This window comes from Chryseomicrobium palamuruense, from assembly GCF_042649045.1.
Classification (GTDB): domain Bacteria; phylum Bacillota; class Bacilli; order Bacillales_A; family Planococcaceae; genus Chryseomicrobium; species Chryseomicrobium palamuruense.
In genome coordinates, this window is sequence record NZ_JBHSEF010000026.1 from 48,721 (window position 1) to 68,482 (window position 19,762).

General features: G+C 42.1%; 18 protein-coding genes and 1 other annotated feature. Of the genes, 13 read left to right on the top strand and 5 right to left on the bottom strand.

What is annotated here, in order from left to right:
* Positions 1–21: 21 nt before the first annotated feature.
* Complete coding sequence (acsA, locus tag ACFO0S_RS12615) at positions 22–1,740, top strand: acetate--CoA ligase (RefSeq protein ID WP_378142454.1); 1,719 nt, start codon at positions 22–24, stop codon at positions 1,738–1,740.
* A gap of 131 nt (positions 1,741–1,871) precedes the next feature.
* On the opposite strand, the gene ACFO0S_RS12620 is transcribed toward acsA, so the two are convergent.
* Positions 1,872–4,817: a transglycosylase domain-containing protein gene (locus tag ACFO0S_RS12620; protein WP_378142455.1), complete on the bottom strand. Its 2,946-nt coding sequence runs from the start codon at positions 4,815–4,817 to the stop codon at positions 1,872–1,874.
* Between the two features lie 100 nt (positions 4,818–4,917).
* Positions 4,918–5,113, top strand: a binding site (T-box leader).
* Between the two features lie 59 nt (positions 5,114–5,172).
* On the opposite strand from ACFO0S_RS12620, the gene tyrS reads away from it, so the two are divergent.
* Positions 5,173–6,441 carry a tyrosine--tRNA ligase gene (tyrS, locus tag ACFO0S_RS12625; protein ID WP_378142456.1) on the top strand — a complete coding sequence of 423 codons (1,269 nt, stop codon included), beginning with the start codon at positions 5,173–5,175 and terminating at the stop codon, positions 6,439–6,441.
* Between the two features lie 104 nt (positions 6,442–6,545).
* Positions 6,546–6,734, top strand: a complete 189-nt coding sequence (locus tag ACFO0S_RS12630; protein ID WP_378142457.1) for a hypothetical protein — start codon at positions 6,546–6,548, stop codon at positions 6,732–6,734.
* Positions 6,735–6,842: 108 nt separating this feature from the next.
* Here ACFO0S_RS12630 and rpsD read toward each other — a convergent pair whose 3' ends face one another.
* Positions 6,843–7,445, bottom strand: a complete 603-nt coding sequence (gene rpsD, locus ACFO0S_RS12635; protein ID WP_378142458.1) for a 30S ribosomal protein S4 — start codon at positions 7,443–7,445, stop codon at positions 6,843–6,845.
* Between the two features lie 336 nt (positions 7,446–7,781).
* Here rpsD and megL point away from each other — a divergent pair, with 336 nt between their 5' ends.
* Positions 7,782–8,957, top strand: coding sequence for a methionine gamma-lyase (gene megL / locus ACFO0S_RS12640; protein ID WP_378142459.1), 1,176 nt, complete (start codon positions 7,782–7,784; stop codon positions 8,955–8,957).
* A 41-nt stretch (positions 8,958–8,998) separates the two neighbouring features.
* On the opposite strand, the gene ACFO0S_RS12645 is transcribed toward megL, so the two are convergent.
* Both ACFO0S_RS12645 and hisJ read right to left on the bottom strand, forming a co-directional pair.
* Entirely contained in the window at positions 8,999–9,478 is a 480-nt protein-coding gene (locus ACFO0S_RS12645) for a GAF domain-containing protein (RefSeq protein WP_378142460.1), read from the bottom strand.
* A 9-nt stretch (positions 9,479–9,487) separates the two neighbouring features.
* Complete coding sequence (gene hisJ / locus ACFO0S_RS12650; RefSeq protein WP_378142461.1) at positions 9,488–10,291, bottom strand: histidinol-phosphatase HisJ; 804 nt, start codon at positions 10,289–10,291, stop codon at positions 9,488–9,490.
* Between the two features lie 107 nt (positions 10,292–10,398).
* Between hisJ and ezrA the strand changes: the two genes are divergently transcribed.
* The 5 genes from ezrA to rarD all read left to right on the top strand — a co-directional run bounded on the left by ezrA (position 10,399) and on the right by rarD (position 15,806).
* Positions 10,399–12,099: a septation ring formation regulator EzrA gene (ezrA, locus tag ACFO0S_RS12655; RefSeq protein ID WP_378142462.1), complete on the top strand. Its 1,701-nt coding sequence runs from the start codon at positions 10,399–10,401 to the stop codon at positions 12,097–12,099.
* Between the two features lie 43 nt (positions 12,100–12,142).
* A complete protein-coding gene (locus ACFO0S_RS12660) occupies positions 12,143–13,294 on the top strand; it encodes a cysteine desulfurase family protein (protein WP_378142463.1) in 1,152 nt (383 codons plus the stop codon).
* Entirely contained in the window at positions 13,291–14,496 is a 1,206-nt protein-coding gene (gene thiI / locus ACFO0S_RS12665) for a tRNA uracil 4-sulfurtransferase ThiI (protein ID WP_378142464.1), read from the top strand. Before ACFO0S_RS12660 ends, thiI begins: the two co-directional genes overlap by 4 nt.
* Before the next feature lie 77 nt (positions 14,497–14,573).
* Positions 14,574–14,780, top strand: a complete 207-nt coding sequence (locus tag ACFO0S_RS12670) for a small, acid-soluble spore protein, alpha/beta type (protein ID WP_378142465.1) — start codon at positions 14,574–14,576, stop codon at positions 14,778–14,780.
* A 132-nt stretch (positions 14,781–14,912) separates the two neighbouring features.
* Positions 14,913–15,806, top strand: a complete 894-nt coding sequence (gene rarD / locus ACFO0S_RS12675; RefSeq protein WP_378142466.1) for an EamA family transporter RarD — start codon at positions 14,913–14,915, stop codon at positions 15,804–15,806.
* Here rarD and ACFO0S_RS12680 read toward each other — a convergent pair.
* Positions 15,801–16,607, bottom strand: coding sequence for an NAD kinase (locus ACFO0S_RS12680; protein ID WP_378142467.1), 807 nt, complete (start codon positions 16,605–16,607; stop codon positions 15,801–15,803). The two genes, rarD and ACFO0S_RS12680, sit on opposite strands and share 6 nt — an antisense overlap.
* 109 nt (positions 16,608–16,716) lie before the next feature.
* Between ACFO0S_RS12680 and sppA the strand changes: the two genes are divergently transcribed.
* Genes sppA through ACFO0S_RS12700 form a run of 4 tightly spaced genes read left to right on the top strand, consistent with a single transcriptional unit; the run spans position 16,717 to position 19,743 of the window.
* On the top strand, positions 16,717–17,730 hold the full coding sequence (gene sppA, locus ACFO0S_RS12685) for a signal peptide peptidase SppA (protein WP_378142468.1): 1,014 nt from the start codon (positions 16,717–16,719) through the stop codon (positions 17,728–17,730).
* A gap of 12 nt (positions 17,731–17,742) precedes the next feature.
* The gene (locus tag ACFO0S_RS12690) at positions 17,743–18,228 is read left to right on the top strand and encodes an RDD family protein (RefSeq protein WP_378142469.1); all 486 of its coding nucleotides are present in this window, start codon (positions 17,743–17,745) and stop codon (positions 18,226–18,228) included.
* A 34-nt stretch (positions 18,229–18,262) separates the two neighbouring features.
* Positions 18,263–18,772 carry a thiol peroxidase gene (gene tpx, locus ACFO0S_RS12695; RefSeq protein ID WP_378142470.1) on the top strand — a complete coding sequence of 170 codons (510 nt, stop codon included), beginning with the start codon at positions 18,263–18,265 and terminating at the stop codon, positions 18,770–18,772.
* Between the two features lie 59 nt (positions 18,773–18,831).
* A complete protein-coding gene (locus ACFO0S_RS12700; protein ID WP_378142471.1) occupies positions 18,832–19,743 on the top strand; it encodes a class I SAM-dependent methyltransferase in 912 nt (303 codons plus the stop codon).
* Positions 19,744–19,762: the final 19 nt, after the last annotated feature.

Sequence of the window (19,762 nt, forward strand, 5' to 3'; positions counted from 1 at the left end):
ATACATAGAAAGGGTGATTGGATGAAGATCGAAACTTTACCAGCAGCACAAGGAGATTATAATTTACATGATTACGAAGCATTCTCAAAAGATTTTTCTTGGGATCAAGCATCGGAAGTGTTTGATTGGCACAAAACCGGAAAGGTGAATATGGTACACGAAGCGATTGATCGCCATGCCCACTCCGATCGGAAAAATAAAGTAGCACTGTATTATCAAGATGGTACGCGTAAAGAGAGCTATACATTTTATGAGATGATGCGCAATGTGAACCGCGCAGCGAATGTGCTCTCTAAGCATTCAACCTTAACGAAAGGGGACCGGATGTTTATTTTCATGCCGCGTTCGCCAGAGTTATACTTCGCCCTACTCGGTGCTCTAAAAATGGGTGCTATTGTTGGTCCACTATTTGAAGCATTTATGGAAGGTGCGGTATTCGACCGATTAGAAGACAGTGAAGCAAAAGTATTGGTAACGACACCAGAACTGCTGTCTCGGGTTCCTGTGGATAAACTACCTAAGCTTGAGACGATTTTCTTAGTGGGTGAACATACACACTACGATGATAAATATGTCGATTTCACTTCACAGCACAAAGAAGCGAGTGACAAGTTTGAAACGGTTTGGTTAGACAAAGAAGATGGTCTGGTTCTTCACTACACGTCCGGTTCAACAGGAAAACCAAAAGGAATTCTTCATGTTCACGGCGCGATGGTCCAGCACTATCACACGATGAAGTGGGTTATGGACATTCGTGAAAATGATATCTATTGGTGTACAGCCGATCCAGGTTGGGTGACAGGTACTGTATACGGTGTATTCGGACCCTGGCTCACAGGAACGACATCTTTAATTCTAGGTGGCCGCTTCTCTCCAGAAGCTTGGTATAAAGCAATCCAAGATTATGGCGTCACAGTTTGGTATAGTGCACCAACAGCATTCCGTATGTTAATGGGAGCTGGAGACAATCTAGTAAAAGAATTCGATATGTCAGCGCTACGTCATATCTTATCTGTTGGTGAACCTCTCAATCCGGAGGTCGTCAAGTGGGGGATGCAAGTCTTTAATATGCGCATTCATGATACATGGTGGATGACAGAGACAGGTGGACAGATGATCTGTAACTACCCAACCATGGCGATTAAACCAGGTTCGATGGGGAAACCGATTCCAGGTGTCTATGCAGCCATTATTGATAACGAAGGGAATGAAGTACCTCCACTCACAATGGGGAACTTGGCAATCAAAAAAAGTTGGCCATCAATGATGCGTCAAGTATGGAACAACGAAGAAAAGTACCAATCGTATTTCATGAACGACGAGTGGTATTTCTCAGGCGATTCCGCGTACATGGATGAAGATGGCTACTTCTGGTTCCAAGGCCGCGTGGACGACGTAATCATGACGTCTGGCGAACGTGTAGGACCATTTGAAGTGGAAAGTAAACTGATTGAACACCCAGCGGTTATGGAAGCAGGGGTTATCGGAAAACCTGATCCGGTCCGTGGGGAAATCATTAAAGCATTTATCGCCCTAAATGAGGGATACGATCCATCTGATGAATTGATTGCTGAAATTCAGCAGTTTGTGAAAAAGGGGTTAGCAGCTCATGCGGCTCCACGTGAAATCGAATTCAAAGACAAATTACCAAAAACACGAAGCGGAAAAATTATGCGCCGCGTATTGAAAGCTTGGGAATTGAATTTACCTACTGGGGATTTATCTACAATGGAAGATTAATGAATGGCGGGCTCTCTTCGGGGGAGCTTTTTTTGATGGGATGAGTGGTGACTGTTTACTGTTTACTCCATTTAGCACGCTAATGAAAAAACCCTCCCTTCTCACAATAGAGAAGAGAGGCATTCATTTACTTATTCACCATCACCTGGCTCAGTCGGTTCAGGTTCGGTTGGTTCGGTTGGTTCGGTTGGTTCGGTCGGTTCGGTCGGCACAGATGGTGGAGTGGTTGTTCCACCGCCGCCGTTACCACCGTCGCCATCACCGTTACCGCCACCTGAAGTCGGTGGAGGGGTTGTAGGTCTAGGTGGAGGCGTAGGTTCAGGACGCGCAATGTTGACTACATTCGACGGAGCTGAAAGTTTTCCAGTAATGTCGACTGCAACTACATAGTAACTTCCAAAAGCTCCCGTAGAATAGCGATTTTCACGAGCTTCCGAAATGGTGGCTACACGAGAGCCCCCCTCTCCAACTGAACGATACACATAGTATCCGACAACATCGTTTGATCCGGAGTTGGACCAGGTCAATGTATTTCCAGATAAGGTCAGGGAAACACTAGCAGGTGCAGCATTATCTGCACTAAATACATTTTCAGAAACTACATTTGTAGACCAGGATGAATTGTTCGGGAACAATTTACTCGCATCGCCACCAAATCGTCCCATCATCCGATCCACAAACTCTTCACTGACTCCAAATCCGCCACCAACAACGAATTCAGAGGGTGTGGAAGGTAATGCACGATAACGACTACCGTTGATAGACACATAGGAAGAAGTGACAAGACTATCGTCCGGTTGTGTTGGCAAATAGGTTGCTGAATTAAATAGATCTGTTCGTACAAGCCCTGCATTCGAACAAGCTGCCGATGGAGCTAAACCAGAAATTCCACAGAATGCACGCTCTACGACACCTTCTGGGCGTTGGAATGTTTTGTTCGGAGCTGCAATCAATTCTGGGTTGACATCATACAAACCGTTCATGATATTGGACCATAACGTGTTCGTACGCGAGCTTGGGTGACCGTACGTATTGTTCATATAGAATAACGTATTGTCATCTGGGGCATACTTGTCATACCCGATCCAAACACTTAATGTCACATTCGGATTGTATCCGACTAGCCATGAATCCTTGTGATCCTGAGTCGTTCCTGTTTTCCCAGCAATATCTGAGTTGAATTTCAAACGTGAATTGGCAAGGGTTGCTGTTCCTTCAGTAAATACATCACGCATGATGTCAGTGATGATGTACGCTGTTGCTGGACTAAAAATTTGTGTGACTGGAGCTTCGTGTTGATATATCACGTTGCCATCAATATCTTCAATCTTTTCAATCAAGTACGCATCAACATGTGAACCATTGTTGGCAAGCATTGCGAACGCATTTGTATTGTCTTCAATCGTTACCCCGGAAGTCGTGCCACCAATAGAAACGGAAGGGTTGTTGTTTTCACTTTCATCGAGTGACTCGAAGCCCATTTTCTTATAGAACATGATTGGCTTGCGGTCTCGAATCTGGTCAAAGAGTCGAATCGCTGTTAAGTTTTGCGAAGTCGCTAACGCACTTCGTAACGATATAATTCCTTTTTCTTGATCCGGATTATAGTTCTGTGGTGACCAGTTATCATTAAACGCATCGGAGTATGTGAACTCCACATCGACAACTGGTGTACCTGCTCCGGCTACACCATACTCGATAGCAGGCGCATACACGAGCAATGGTTTAATCGTTGAGCCTGGTGACCGAACCGCTTGAGTCGCATGGTTCAGTGCTTCTATGTTATGGTCGCGCCCCCCCATAAAGGCAAGAATGCGACCGGTTTGGTTCTCAAGAAGCATTCCACCAACCTGGACTGGTTCTTCAATCGTTTCTATTTCGCCAGATTCTTCATTCTTAACTTCCTTCACACGTGTATAGCCATAGCTGTCATAGGCAGTTTTTACTTCTTCCATTTTTCGCATGAGTTGTTCATCAATAGTTGTATGGATTCGGTATCCGCCTGTGGCCATTTCTTGACGAGCTAGTTGGCGGTATTCTGTGCGAAGTGTGGAGTCGCCATCAATCCGTTTTGGGTCAAGGCCGTCGCGTTCTGCTAATACTTTTGCCATGATGGTTGTGACGCGTTCTTCAACTTCAATTGTTAGCCATGGTAAATCTTCATACGTAGATGTCTCACGTGGTTTGAAGTCTTTCGTGATGTCATAGGTGAGTCCTTGTTGGTACTCTTCGTCCGTAATATAGCCTGTTTCTTTCATGCGGAAGAGCACCGTTTTCATCCGGTCAATACCAGGTTGCAAACCTTCTGCGCTTTTCAGTTCACCACGGTTGGTAAAAGGTGTGTAGCGATAAGGAGCTTGCGGAATTCCTGCGATATAAGCAGATTGGGCAAGGTTAAGATCTTTTGCTTGGATTCCAAAGATCCCTTGCGCAGCCGTCTCAATTCCTGCAATGTTGCGGCCAGCCGAATTACGTCCGTAAGGAATAATGTTTAAATATGCTTCTAAAATTTCTTCTTTATTCATGAATTGTTCAAGACGCATCGCCAGTAAAATTTCAGTGGCTTTACGGGAATAGGAGACTTCACTCGTCAAAATTTGATTTTTAATGATTTGTTGCGTCAGTGTCGATCCTCCCGTTTGAGTATCAGCATTTGTGATGTCCTGGAACAAACCGCGGAAAATAGCTTTTGGCACAATTCCTCCATGGACTTCAAAATATTCATCTTCCGTTGCAAATACCGCATTTAAAACGTTAGATGATACAGAATCGAGTTTTGTTTCAGTACGTTCGAGGTCCGTCCGCATTTTTCCGAAGTAATTATTATCTTTAAAATAGATTTCAGATGTCTCTTCATATGTAAATACGGCGGCGCGCATCTGTGATTCGGAACGCAGTGGCTCATCTTTAACAAGCGCAGCAAAATAGCCGGCTCCTACGGATGCCCCAAAAGCGCCTAATACGACAAAAATGATCAGTACAAGTAGGGCGAGGTTCCAAAAAACACCCCCGGTAATACGCAAAGCTTTGGCCCATTTTGAGTGTGTCCATTTCGTCAATTGTTCTTTCCAGTTCAAGGTCGTGCACCCCCTAAAATATCACTTCATTATACCATAGGAAGGTTTGGGTTTACGATAGTTATTGACAAGTTCATCGAAATGAGTAAAATAGGGGTATATTTAAGCGATGAATAAATCGGAGTAGCGAACGACCAATGCCATTAGAAATCTGGTGGGTGCTGAAAACCAGACATTGTCGTGCGTGAATTACAGTTTAGGAGCTTGACGCATGACGGCGTTATCGTCATTTCGAGTGAGACGGAGATAGCTCCGTTCTAAACTGGGTGGTACCGCGCAAACATAGCGTCCCTGCATCAATTTTGATGCGGGGACTTTTTTGTTGGTGGACATCGCGAAAAGAGGAGGAAGAATCATGTCAAAAGAATTACTAGAAGATTTAAGCTGGAGAGGCTTGTTATATCAACAGACAGATGAAGCTGGCATGGCAGAACTGTTAGAGAAAGAGAAAGTATCTTTATACTGTGGAGTAGACCCCACTGCAGACAGTATGCACATTGGTCACATTGTGCCACTTCTCACACTTCGCCGTTTTCAACTTCACGGTCATCAACCCATCCTTTTGGTAGGTGGGGCGACAGGAACCATTGGAGACCCATCAGGCCGATCGGATGAACGTCAACTTCAAACCATGGAGCAAGTCGACTACAATGTTGCAGCGATTACGGAACAAATCAAGCGTATTTTTGATTTCGAAACGGAAAATGGCGCGAAGATGGTCAACAACAAAGAATGGATTAGTAATATGACAATCATCGATTTTTTACGTGACTACGGGAAACTTGTGAACATCAACTACCTACTTGCGAAAGATTCGATCTCGAGCCGCCTAGATTCCGGTTTATCTTTCACAGAATTTGCATACACTTTGATACAAGGGATCGATTTTAATCATTTATATGATTACCATAATTGCCGTGTTCAGGTTGGTGGTTCGGACCAATGGGGAAATATCACAACAGGTCTTGAAATGATTCGTAAAACACATGATGAGGAAGCAAAAGCTTTCGGAATCACGATTCCACTTGTGACAAAATCGGATGGAACAAAATTCGGAAAAACTGCAGGTGGAGCTGTATGGTTAGATGCAGAAAAGACATCACCTTATGAGTTCTTCCAGTTCTGGATTAATACTTCAGATGCGGATGTAATCAAATACTTAAAAATCTTTACATTTGTTTCTCGCGAGGAAATTGAAGCCCTTGAGAAATCCGTCGAAGAGCAACCACATCTTCGTGAAGCACAGAAGCGTTTGGCGAAAGAAATGACGACATTAATTCACGGGGGGGAAGCGTATCAGCAAGCTGTCCGTATCTCCCAAGCACTCTTTAGTGGCAACATCAAAGAGTTATCAATTGATGAAATGAAAGATGCATTCAAAGACGTACCGACAGCGGTAGCACCAAAAGAAGACAAGAACATCGTTGATTTACTGGTTGAAACAGCAGTTTCCTCTTCGAAACGTCAAGCTCGTGAAGATGTAATGAATGGAGCTATTTCCATAAATGGGGAAAAGGTCACAGACGTTGCATATACCGTAAGTGGGGAAGATCGTCTAGATGATACGTTTTTGGTTGTAAGAAGAGGAAAGAAAAACTATAAAATGATACATTTTTTACAGTAGATGGCATGAAAAGTTTATTGATTAATTTTAAAATTATTATTAATTTTTTGTTGTATAGATGTGGTACACTAATGTATATATGACCCGAAGCAAGGAGTACTGGTATGTCACAATCAAAATTCTGTACAGTTAGTCTTGTGGATGACTTCTTTGTGATCTTAGTTGATGAATCGTCCAAAGAACGCATCTTTGTTCCAAAGGATAAGTATACGTTGAAAGTAGTAATCGGGGAGCGTCTGGAAGTCATACGAGATGAGCGCCGAGGTGGCTACATATTTAAACAACTCATGTAAATCCCTTGTTCTCCATGCTTGCCATGGAACAAGGGATTTTTTGTTTTCATCTTATGAGGTAGAGAAAACAAAAAACCCTTCCACAGGGGAAGGGTTAAGAAATACCTATTAGCGAGAGTAGAACTCAACGATAAGAGCTTCGTTGATTTCAGCAGATAATTCGCTACGCTCTGGAAGGCGAGTGAATTTACCAACTTTTTTGTCAGCGTCAAACTCAAGGTACTCAGGAACGAAGTTGTTTACTTCGATTGCTTCATTTACAGCAGTTAGGTTTTGAGATTTTTCACGAAGTGAGATCTCTTGACCTGGTTTCACTAGGTATGAAGGGATGTCAACGCGAGCTCCATCCACCATAACGTGACCGTGGTTAACTAACTGACGAGCTCCACGACGAGTACGAGCAAGACCTAAACGGTAAACTAAGTTGTCTAAGCGAGTTTCAAGAAGAACCATGAAGTTTTCACCTTGTTTACCTTGAAGCTTAGCAGCTTTGTTGAATAACGTTTTGAATTGACGCTCGTTTAAACCGTAAGAGTGACGAAGTTTTTGCTTCTCTTGAAGTTGTAATCCGTACTCAGAGATTTTTTTGCGTTGGTTTGGACCGTGTTGGCCTGGTGCATAAGGACGCTTTTCTAATTCTTTACCTGTGCCGCTTAGAGAAATTCCAAGGCGACGAGACAGTTTCCATGATGGACCTGTATAACGAGACATAGTAGTCTCCTCCTCTGTTGGTTTTATTTTGTTGTAAAATAAAAACCAATTGTATTCAGTCAAAAGGCTATTTTGTCATCTGGTGATTTCGCCCATGCAGCCGAAGGGTTACGTATCACATCCACGCGGTGGTGGGACAAACTAGCAGCTCTTCACCATACAACTGCTGCGTTTATTTTACACAAAGGCCATTGTACCGCACTATAGAATACCTGTCAAGAGGATTTCCTCTTCAACAAAAGTCGCTTGTCTGACTTCCTAATGAAGCATTGTCAATTTCGAACGGAAAAAGTAAACTAGTAATGAAAGCGTTTACATCAAAGAGGGGTGCTTGACATGAAAAAAGATACACGCTTAATACACGAAGGAATGAATCCCGCCGATCATCATGATAGCCTGACGGTTCCGTTGTATCAGACTTCAACATTTACATTTCACAGTGCAGAGCAGGGCCAACGTCGGTTTGCTGGAGAAGAGCAGGGGGGAATATACTCACGCCTAGGGAATCCAACAGTAGATGTTCTTGAAAAACGTATGATGGCTTTAGAAGGTGGGGGAGGTGCGCTTGTATTTGGCTCGGGGATGGCCGCTGTAAGCACGATTCTTGTCCATCTGACGAAATCAGGCGATCATATTTTATGCTCGAAAGGGCTTTACGGTTGTACATTTGGACTTCTAAGCATATTTGAACAGAAATACGGAATTCACCATTCGTTATCAGGAATGACGTCGAAAGAAGAAATCGTAGCTGCTATTCAAGACAATACGACGGTCATCTATGTGGAATCACCAATTAACCCGACAATGGAACTTGTTGATCTTTATCTAGTGACAGAAGTTGCTAAAGAACGAGGAATTCGAGTAGTCGTTGACAACACGTTCTGTTCACCTTACCTACAACAACCACTTGAAATTGGAGCTGATTTTGTCCTGCACAGTGCAACCAAATATTTGAATGGTCATGGGGATGTCATTGCGGGAGTTTTAGTTGGCAAAGATGCTGACGAGATGCATCGAATCCGGATGTCGGTTCAAAAAGATTATGGCGGAATCATCTCGCCATTTGATGCATGGTTGATTTTACGTGGTCTTAAGACGTTACACGTACGCATGGAGCGACATGTAAAGAATGCACAAAAATTAGTGGACTATTTAAACACAGTTCCAGCAGTAGAGACAGTATTGTATCCATTTGATGCGAAACATCCACAAACAGCGATCGCAAAGAAGCAAATGTCAGCTGGTGGCGGCCTCATTTCATTTATTATTAAAGGTGGTACAGAGAAAGCGCAACAGTTTTTGAATGCTCTTGAACTGATTCATGTTGCTGTAAGTCTCGGGGATGCAGAAACGCTCATTCAACATCCTCCCACCATGACACACTCAGTGGTACCGGACAAAGACCGCATTGCAATGGGAATTTCGAATGGCATGTTACGACTCTCAGCCGGTCTTGAGGACATCGAAGATTTGATTGCCGATTTAGACCAAGCCTTTGCATCGATTCAATAATAAAAGTCAGCTGTCGAATAGGCAGCTGACTTTTGTTATAGTTAGAGGTGTTTCATTAAATGGTGGACAAATAGTTCAAGTCCTTGTTGGTCTTCTTCTGTAAAGCGACCTTTTGAAGGGCTATCGATATCAAGTACCCCAATGACTTCATCCTCTTTGATGAGCGGAATGACGATTTCTGAATTCGAAGCTGCATCACATGCAATATGTCCTGGGAAAGCATGTACATCTTCAATACGTAATGTCTGACGTTCCGAAACGGCTGTCCCGCAAACTCCACGACCTACAGCAATACGGACGCAAGCAGGAAGTCCTTGAAAGGGGCCGAGGACAAGCTCACCGTGTTCCATTAAGTAAAAGCCAACCCAGTTCGTATCCTCTAAGAATTGATTAAGTAACGCTGACGCATTACTGAGATTGGCGACTAGGTTGGTTTCACCCTCAAGAAGGGCTTCTAATTGTTTCGCAAGAAGTGCATAATTTTCCGATAAAGATTGGGCATACGTTTGTTTTGTAAACATCATCATTCCTCATTTCTCAAAATTTAGTAAGCGTTCAGAAAATTGATGGAAGTCTTTCGCTTGGTGGGCATCTGATCCAAAGACAACAGGGACACCAAGATCGATGGCTTTTTGAATCCAGCGTTCCGGAGGATAGGATTCCTGACAATACGGTTTTGCAAATCCTGCACTGTTCATATCGATTTCGTATTCTGCATGATGAATGGCATGAAGTACTTCTTTAAGATACTGATCATCATTTGGCTGAGTGGTTAATACATGTTGGAATTTATGGATTAAGGAAAAATGACCGATTCGTTTAGGTTTCCATTTCCCTAAATTCGCTGCCACTGATTTTAACACAGTAGTGTAATAAAGTGAATAAAGCTGTTCCGGCCCACCTAAGCGATCAGCCGTTTCAAGATACAGTTCCTTCGAATAATCAATGCATACGTAGTCAGCTTTCGCAACCTGTAAAAAATGTACAGAAAGAATGGAATCATCTAAGTACTGACCGTAAGCGTCTAAAAAGTTGGTTGTTTGTTCTTCAAATCCTTCGATAAAATCTACTTCAAGACCTGTCCGTATCGTCAAATCGTTTCGATATCTGGACTTTACGTCTTCCACAGCAGTCAGGTATTTTTCAAGTGTGTCTCTACTCATACCGCTGTCTCTAGTTGGTGTCGTATCTACAAAACCTTCCGGTAATGGGGCATGTTCAGTAAACGTAAGATCCTGAACACCTAACAGAATGGCTCGTTCAATATAGGATGAAAGTGAATCTGTCGTGCCATGTGGACAAAAAGGAGAATGTACGTGCGCATCACGCTTCATATTGAAATTCCTTTCTAAAAATAGTTACAATAGAATGAAACAATCTTAACATAACATGTTAAACTAGAAGTAATTGAAGCGTTTGACAATGGAACAGGGGGCTTATAATGGAATTTGTTATCCCAATATTACTTGTAATCGTTGTGGCAATTGCCGTTATTCTTATTTTTCGAAGAAAACACAATGCCATTATAAGTGATTTAGATCATCAGAAATTACAAATTCAGCACAAACCGATTTTAGAGGAAATGACAAAAGTCAAGCAGCTGAACATGAACGGGCAAACGGAAGAAATGTTCGAACGATGGAGAGCTTCTTGGAATGACGTCATGGATCATGACATTCCTCAAGTCGATACAATGCTTTTCGATGCAGAAGAATATATTGATAAGCTCCGTTACGGGAAAGCGACTCAAATCGAAGAGCAAGTGAAAGAAATCTTACATACAGCAGAGCAAAAGATGAATGCTATTTTAGAAGAACTCAACAACCTAATCGGCAGTGAAGAAAAGAATCGGATTGAAATGGAACAGATCCAAGAACAATACCGTTCCGCTCGCAAAACGGTTCTTGCACATCAGTACTCGTTCGGAGAAGCATTACCGGCTTTAGAGCGAGAACTTGAAAGCTATCAGCCTGAAATTCAAGAGTACAATGAGTTAACTGCTACAGGGAACTACATGAGTGCACGAGAAGTTGTTATGCGACTAAAGGAAAAGAGCGATCAACTCTTCCCGAAACTACATGACATACCCACGCTGTTATCCGAAGTTTCAACAAAAATTCCATCGACCATCCATGAACTGCGAATGGGTAAAAATGAAATGGAATCACAAGGCTATTATTTAGAGCATTTAAGCATTACGACAAAGCTTGATGGGATCGAGCAAGAGCTGTCTCAGCTAAAAACAAGTTTAAGTGAATTATCTGTTGGTCCTGCGAAACAGCGCATGGAAGAAATGAAAGATGAACTCGACTCGTTCTATGACTTACTTGAAAAAGAAGTGACAGCAAGATCGTTTGTCGATCAACAACATTTGGCCATTGCTGAACGATTGGATGTAATAAAAAGACAAACACTTACCGCCCAAGAAGAAGCAAGTTATGTACAGCAGAATTATCATCTTTCGGATGAACAGCTGGCGATTCCAGTCAAGTGCATGGAATCATTAAATTCGGCTGAATCTAAACTTATGCTTGTCCAAACGCGTTTAGGAGAAGAGCAATCAGCGTATTCTTCTTTAGAAGAAGAACTTCGTGAGATTGAGCAAGTGGTTGGGCAACAGGACGAAATCCAATCGGAATTCCATAATCGTTTGAAGAATCTTCGCATCGATGAGAATAGCTCACGGGCGAAAATTGTCGAATTAAAGAAGAAATTGCACACGATAGAACGAAGCTTACATAAAGCAAACCTTCCGGGAATCCCAGAAGAGATTGATGTCCGTTTTGAAGAGGCGGAAGAGCATATCTTTGTTGTGGAACGCAGCTTATCAGAAGTTCCACTTAACATGACAGCTATTGACCAGCATTTAAAAAATGCAGAAGTTTCAGTGGGAGAAGCTCAAGCAAAAGCACAAGAAATGCTTGAAAACGCAATGCTTGTCGAACGCATCATTCAATACGGAAATCGTTACCGCACGACGAATACGGCCGTTCATGTTAAACTATTGGAAGCAGAGCACGCTTTCCGACAAAAACGGTATAACAAAGCACTCGAAGAAGCTGGTATTGCTGTTGAACAAGCCGAGCCGGGTGCATTGAAAAAGATTCAAAAGATGATGAAAGAAAAACAATGGGACAATTAAAGGGGAGCTGCCTTTCGAGGCGGCTCTTTCTATTGGAGAGGAGATGCGCACATTGATTTATTTAGATCATAGTGCTACGACTAAACCGGATGCTGCTATTTTGCAAACATTTCTAGCCGTCAACGAAGACTACTGGTTCAATCCGGCCTCCATCCATAAAGGAGGCGACCAGGCTGCGAACTTACTTGAACGTGCACGGGAGCAAGTAGCTACTTTATTAAAAACACCGTCAAAATCGGTCATTTTCACTTCTGGTGGGACGGAAGGTAACAACTATGTCCTCAGGGGGGCGGAGATTGCTACAAAATCAAGAGGAAAGCATATACTTGTATCTTCTGTCGAGCATCCATCCGTTTTAGAGACAGCCAAAGTTCTACAAAATGAAGGATTTGATGTAGAATGGATAGCTGTGGATTCGAATGGACAGGTTTGTTTAGCGGATTTAGATAGAAAAGTTCGGAACGATACCATTCTCGTTTCAATACAACATGTAAATAATGAGATAGGCACCATTCAACCAATTGTGGATTCCATTGATATCATTCGAACCAAAAGCCGTGCAATAATCCATATGGATGCGGTACAGAGCTACGGAAAACTGCAGGTTGATTTTGATAAGTATCCAGTTGATTGGATTACACTATCAAGTCACAAATTCCATGGCATTAAAGGGTCAGGCGTGGCAGCTAGTCGCAATCACATCACACTTCCTCCCTATATTCATGGAGGTGGTCAAGAACATGGACACCGCAGCGGAACGACACCGGTAGCTCAAGCCGTGTCGACAGCAAAATCCATGCGTTTAGCTGCGAATGAACAACAAGCCACTTTTAAACACTTAGATATGCTTCAAAAAGAATTACGTAAATTTTTCGAAGAGCTATCTGCTGTGAATATTCTTACACCCGACATTTCAGCCCCACACATTTTGACAGTAGCTGTTCGTGGTGTAAAAGGCGAGGTCCTCGTTAACGCACTGGAGAAAAGAGAAATATACGTTTCGACAAGTAGTGCCTGTTCGTCTAAGAAAAAAGGAACGAGCCATGTACTTGAAGCGATGAATCTGCACTCAGAATTAATTGATGGCGTCATTCGCATTAGTACAGGTAAACATACGAGTATAGAGGAAATCGAGCAATTTAAACTTCATTTCACACACGTGATGAAGCAATTAGAGAGGAATGTAAAATCATGAAGTGGGACAAACTATTAATACGTTACGGCGAGCTTTCAACAAAAGGTAGAAACCGCAGACAATTTACCAATCGTTTACGTGACAACATTCGATTTTCATTTGAAGATGTACCGACACTGAAGTTGCAAGCAGAACGGGACCGAATGTTCTTGCGAACGACTTCTGAAGAAGATATGCAGACGTTGCTGAAACGATTGCCTACTGTATTTGGCATTCAATCGTTCAGTCCAGTTGCTTACGCTGAAAAAGACATTGACGCAATTGCGAATGTTGCAATCGATATTTTATCGGAAATCGAGTTGACGGGTAAAACGTTTAAAGTTACGGTCAAGCGCTCGGATAAGAGTTTTCCACTGGAGACCAACGAAATTCAACACTTGGTTGCCAGCCAAGTCCTGCGAAAATTTGAGGGTTTAAAAGCACAAATGAAAAATCCCGATTATACGGTGCGCATTGAGATTTTGAAAGAGGGAGCGTATATCTCTGCACAAACGATTCAAGGCGCAGGAGGAATGCCTGTCGGTTCGAACGGACGATCACTTCTCATGTTATCAGGAGGGATTGATAGTCCGGTTGCTGGCTATCAAATGCTAAAGCGTGGCGTGCGTCTCGACGCAATTCACTTTCATAGTCCACCTTATACAAGCGAACGGTCGCTGGATAAAGTAAAAATGCTCGCAGAAAAACTAAGTCATTTTGGTGCTACCGTTCGTTTACATGTCATTCCGTTTACAGAAATTCAAGAAGCTATTCAGCAACAAATTCCTAAAAATGTCTCGATGACGACAACTCGTCGTTTAATGCTGAAAATTGCAGACCAGGTGCGAGAAGATATTGGGGCACTTGCAATTGTTACTGGAGAGAGCTTAGGCCAAGTGGCAAGTCAGACACTTGAATCGTTAACGGCCATTAATGAAGTGACTTCGACACCAATCCTTCGGCCGCTTATTGCAGAAGATAAAACGACGATCATTCGACTGGCACAAGAAATTGGGACGTATGAAACATCCATTTTGCCTTTTGAAGACTGCTGCACGATTTTCGTTCCAAGTTCCCCGAAAACAAAACCAAAACTTGAAAAAGTGCAGTTTTACGAAAGCTTTGAGGCATTCGATGAAATGGCTGAAAAAGCGGTGGCAAACCGAGATGTCTATCGCTTCCCAGAAAAGAAAGAAACAAAACCGTTCGACAATCTTTTATAAAAGAAAAAATTACCACCTTGCTGCATGTATGAATGAAGACAAAAGGGTCATTCTATAGGCACAAGGAGGTGACAAACATGGCAAACAACAACAACTCCAATAAATTAGCGGTTCCTGGTGCAAAACAAGCCCTTGAACAAATGAAGTATGAGATTGCTCAAGAGTTTGGCGTACAGTTAGGAGCAGACGCTACTTCACGTGCCAACGGTTCAGTTGGTGGCGAGATCACAAAACGTTTAGTTCAAATGGCTGAACAACAATTAAATAACGGGCGTCAACAGTAATTAAATGACTCGAAGGATCACTTAGGTGATTTCTTCGAGTTTCTTTTCGTTCTCTGTAATTTACTTAAGTTCGACAAAGTGCTACACTGAATTCATTATTTCGAAAAAGAAAATTAATAGAGGATACCGCTTATGAATAAAGAGTTAAAAGGAATCCTACATGTTTTCCTTGCCTATGTTTTATGGGGACTTATGCCGATTTACTGGAAAACTGTCGCTCACATTTCGAGCGATGAAATCTTAGCAAGCCGCGTCGTTTGGTCGTTTATCTTTACCTTGTTACTCATTTTCGTATTACGTGATGTCCCCAAATTAAAACGTGACCTTCACGAACTATGGACGGATAAGAAAGCATTCTTTAGTCTGATGATTGCTTCGTACCTCATTACTGCCAACTGGTTTACGTTTATCTTTGCTGTCAATGCAGGAGAGCTCGTCCAAACAAGTCTAGGGTACTATATTAATCCTCTTTTCTCTGTGTTATTAGGGATCCTATTTCTCGGTGAACGATTAGCTGATGCTCAAAAAATAGCCGTAGGCATCGCTGCAGCAGGTGTTGTGATTTTAACAGTCACGTATGGACAACTTCCATGGATTTCACTTATACTAGCCAGTACATTTGCGTTTTATGGACTGATTAAAAAACAAGCGAAAGTCGGTGCTATCACTGGACTTTCAATTGAAACATTCTTTGTGTTACCGATTGCTTTTCTTTATCTTGTGTATTTATTTTCTCAAGATTCCCTTCAGTTCGTTGACTCGGACATATTGACTGTTCTACTATTAATGCTTTCAGGGATTGCCACAGCCTTACCATTGTTGTTGTATGCAAGTGGAACAAAATCGATCCCCCTTTATTTATCCGGATTTATTCAGTACATAGCACCTACAATGATGCTCATTTTAGGCGTTGTTCTCTATAATGAACCTTTTTCATCAAAGGAATGGGTTGGATTTAGCTTTATTTGGATAGCTTTACTGTTATTTTCTATCTCCAAGTTCATACAAGTAAAGCGCTCATTATAAAAATGAGCGCTTTACTTTTTCCCAATAGCTATTATCTTTTAATTTGACGGTCTTTACGACATGCTCGCTTAATCGGATATCAATCGAATTGACGTGTTGGATGGATAACGCTTCATTGTCCGTCGACATTGTAGGGTAGTCATTCCAGTCTTCATGAAGCTCTAAGCGAAGTGAACGATTTCCGCTTAAAATAAACGGTGAACCCAGTGAACGGAATTCATTATTATTCATGGAAGCGACTTCTGTTACTTGGAAGCAAGGAAGTTGCGGATCCACTACGGCCCCATGAAGGGATTTGTTATACGCAGAACTACCAGTTGGTGTGGAGACTACCAGGCCATCACCGCGGAATGTTTCAAAGAGTGTTCCATCAATTTTTACATCCATAGCAATCGTCTTCATAATGTTGGAACGTATCGAAAATTCATTGAGGCAATAAAATTTAGGTTCTTCATTTATGGAGACTTCGATAATCGGGTATTTACGTACTTCGACACGGTCCTGAATGATGGCATCTGTCATATCAGGAAAATGGAGTTCTTCTAATAAAAAGTCGCAATACATCGCGAGAATGCCAGACGTAGAAATACCGGCATACAATACATCCTGTCTAAATCCGGTTTTCCGAACAGCTTGTAGAAAAGATCCGTCAGAACCGACACTGACAATGATTGAAGCCTCTTCAGGAGAACCGACTACTTGAAGTCCTTGAGCGTCAATGGCTGTACCGAGCTCTTTTCGTATTTTTTGGGAAGCCTCATCATTTTTCGCATAAATATATAACGCATTGCGTTGTTTCATTGGATTGACCCCTTTCGCAAGGTAATACTATAGTTAGTGTACATCGGATGAAACATTTCTGCATGTTTTACGTAAAGAATAAAGAGACAACATGAAGGAGGAACATAGAATGAATGTGAAACGTTGGGTAGCACTTGGAATTGCTGCCGTTTTAGTAGGCGTATCGGTCTTAGTCAATGCAGCTTCAGCCGCTTTTACGACGGACTGGACAGCGTGGCTTGAGGATTATGACTCTGCCGTGTCAGAAAATTTAAGTGTGAAAGTTGTTGAAGAAGGGAATGCATCTAACCGCATTGCCGTCTTAAGAGTAGATGGAGTCATTCAAGATACTGGCGCTGCTACGAGTTTATTTGCCACTGAAGGATATAACCACTCCTTCTTTTTAAAGCAATTAGAAGAAGCGAAAGATGATCCGACAGTGAAAGGGATTGTGTTAGCTGTCGACTCACCAGGTGGTGGTGTCGTGGAATCTGCAGAGATTTATAAAGATTTAATGAAGATTAAAGAAGAAACAGATAAGCCGATCTATGTATCGATGGGCGGAATGGCCGCATCAGGTGGTTACTATATTGCAGCACCTGCTGACAAAATTTTTGTCATGCGTGAGACGATGACAGGGTCGATAGGCGTTATTTTACAAAGTGTGAATTACGGTGATTTGGCAGAGAAATACGGTGTCGAATTTGTAACTATTAAAACAGGTCCATATAAAGATATTTTAAGTCCATCTCGAGATATGTTACCTGAAGAACAAGCGATGCTTCAAGAAATGATCAACGATTCGTATGAAGAGTTCGTTCGAATTATTGCGGAAGGGCGAGGGATGTCTGAAGCCGATGTGCGAAAAGTGGCAGATGGCCGTATACTAAATGGTCGTCAAGCTGTAGAAGCAAATCTTGCAGATGATTATGGATTTGAAGAAGACGTCATCGCTGCACTGAAAACAGATCTTGACTTGCCAAATGCAGAAGTGTTTGAATATACATCTTCTCAAAGCTTAAGTTCATTACTAGGTGTCAAAGCGGCTTCGTTCTTAGGGTTTGATCTAGAAACAATGGTTATCTCTAAATTGATTTCTGATAATCAAGCACCGAGAATGATGTATCTATATGGTGAACAGTAAGGAGGACTACCTATGGAAACGACGTTTCAACCAAAATACGCTGGATTTTGGATTCGATTGTGGGCATATGTGATAGACTTGTTGATCATCACAAGTATCGGGTGGTTACTTGTACGCCCAATTTTTCGGCTCGTTGATTTAGATCTTTCTGCGACGATTTGGTATGCACCCATTACAATCGTATCGGTTGTGATTTTTTACACTTACTTTACATTGATGACGTATTTCTTCCAGCAAACACTTGGAAAGATGATTGTTGGGATACGGGTAGTAGACTTGTCTAAGCAGAAACCGTCCTTTGTTACTATTGTTTTTCGTGAGACAATAGGACGCATTTTATCTGTTATTCCTTTCAATCTACCGTACATCATTGTCGGATTCACTCCTAAAAAACAAGCAATTCATGATTATGTGGCGGATACTTTGGTTCTTCATGAACAAGACTATCAGCAGTTTGTCGTGGCGAATCAGTTGCACCAACCAAACCCTGTACAGTAAGATGAGTACAGGAAACCAAAGGAGGCTGTTATACGTGGCAAAAGTGACATTCAAAGGAAATTCAATAACTTTACCAACAAATGAAGTGAAAGTTGGCGATACAGCACCAGACTTCAAAGTACTTGCCAATGATTTATCTGAGGTGACGCTTGCCGACTCAAAAGGCAAAGTTCGTTTAATCAGTGTCGTACCTTCACTTGATACAGGTGTTTGCTCAACGCAGACGAACAAATTTAATAGTGAAGCGGCAAGCATGGGTGAAAATGTAGAAATTTTAACGATTTCTGTCGATCTTCCATTCGCCCAGAAGCGCTGGTGTGGTGCAAATGAAGTCGATGCGGTTCGTACGTTATCTGATCACCGCGATCTGTCGTTTGGAGAAGCATACGGCGTGACAATGAAAGAACTTCGACTTCTTGCTCGTTCCATTTTCGTCGTAGACGCAGATGATAAGGTCACTTACGTAGAATACGTTTCTGAGGGAACGGACCATCCAGATTATGAAAAAGCAGTAGAAGCTGTAAAGCAAGCAGCAAGCAAGTAAGAAGAATGCCCACTTCCTAGAAGTGGGCATCTTTTCGGTTTGCACAAAAGGAGCCTATTATGCACGCAGTAGAAAAATATTTTGAACAATTAAATCAAGCAGCAGAACAAATTGAACAAACAGGTCATGGAACATATTTAGAGGGAATCGTCTACGGTTTAGAACGATGGTTATCAGGAGCTGAGGAATGTCCAATCATTGAAGCGACAAAAGAAGAAAAACGACGCGCGATTCAATTGGCAATTTTAAAAGGCATGCGAAAATCTTCGCAACCAAACCACCAAATGACACCCGATTCTCTTGGAATGATCATGGCATTTCTAGTTCAAGAACTTGCAGATGGAAAAGGAAATGTTCGCCTATTTGATCCGGCGATTGGAACGGGAAATTTGTTATTTACAGTAGCCAACCATCTTAACGGAGATGTACAGCTCTATGGTAGTGAGGTGGATGAGCTCCTCGTTCAATTAGCCTCTCAAACAGCTGAGATTTTAAATCAACCAATTGAAATATTCTTGCAAGACTCTCTGAGACCATTTTTACTGGATCCTGTTGATTTTATTATTAGTGACTTACCAGTAGGTTTCTATCCAGATGATGCGCATGCTGATACGTTCCAGCTAAGGGGCAATCAAAAACATGCGTACGCGCATCACTTGTTTATTGAGCAGAGCTTTCAGTATACAAAAGAAGGTGGGCAACTATTCTTCTTAGTCCCAGCAGATCTGTTTTCTTCGCCTGAAGCCCAAAATTTACATCAATTAATATCCACGCAAGGAAGACTTGAAGCAGTATTCCAACTTCCGGAGGCATTGTTTAAAAACAAATCAGCGGCTAAAGCGCTCATCATCCTACGTAAAGACACTCAGATGACACTACCTAAAAAGGATGTACTACTTGCCCAAGTGCCGACTCTTTCTAACCGGAAAGGTATGGAGTTGTTTTTTGAAAAAGTACGCAGGTGGAAGTAAAATGAAACAAACAGGTCGG

Coding starts and splice junctions, on each gene's coding strand:
- megL (WP_378142459.1), top strand. CDS start 7,782: ATGAAAAAAGATACACGCTTAATACACGAAGGAATGAATCCCGCCGAT.
- ACFO0S_RS12680 (WP_378142467.1), bottom strand. CDS start 16,607: ATGAAACAACGCAATGCGTTATATATTTATGCGAAAAATGATGAGGCT.
- ACFO0S_RS12670 (WP_378142465.1), top strand. CDS start 14,574: ATGGCAAACAACAACAACTCCAATAAATTAGCGGTTCCTGGTGCAAAA.
- sppA (WP_378142468.1), top strand. CDS start 16,717: ATGAATGTGAAACGTTGGGTAGCACTTGGAATTGCTGCCGTTTTAGTA.
- acsA (WP_378142454.1), top strand. CDS start 22: ATGAAGATCGAAACTTTACCAGCAGCACAAGGAGATTATAATTTACAT.
- ACFO0S_RS12660 (WP_378142463.1), top strand. CDS start 12,143: ATGCGCACATTGATTTATTTAGATCATAGTGCTACGACTAAACCGGAT.
- ACFO0S_RS12630 (WP_378142457.1), top strand. CDS start 6,546: ATGTCACAATCAAAATTCTGTACAGTTAGTCTTGTGGATGACTTCTTT.
- thiI (WP_378142464.1), top strand. CDS start 13,291: ATGAAGTGGGACAAACTATTAATACGTTACGGCGAGCTTTCAACAAAA.
- hisJ (WP_378142461.1), bottom strand. CDS start 10,291: ATGAAGCGTGATGCGCACGTACATTCTCCTTTTTGTCCACATGGCACG.
- rarD (WP_378142466.1), top strand. CDS start 14,913: ATGAATAAAGAGTTAAAAGGAATCCTACATGTTTTCCTTGCCTATGTT.
- rpsD (WP_378142458.1), bottom strand. CDS start 7,445: ATGTCTCGTTATACAGGTCCATCATGGAAACTGTCTCGTCGCCTTGGA.
- ezrA (WP_378142462.1), top strand. CDS start 10,399: ATGGAATTTGTTATCCCAATATTACTTGTAATCGTTGTGGCAATTGCC.
- ACFO0S_RS12700 (WP_378142471.1), top strand. CDS start 18,832: ATGCACGCAGTAGAAAAATATTTTGAACAATTAAATCAAGCAGCAGAA.
- ACFO0S_RS12645 (WP_378142460.1), bottom strand. CDS start 9,478: ATGTTTACAAAACAAACGTATGCCCAATCTTTATCGGAAAATTATGCA.
- ACFO0S_RS12690 (WP_378142469.1), top strand. CDS start 17,743: ATGGAAACGACGTTTCAACCAAAATACGCTGGATTTTGGATTCGATTG.
- tyrS (WP_378142456.1), top strand. CDS start 5,173: ATGTCAAAAGAATTACTAGAAGATTTAAGCTGGAGAGGCTTGTTATAT.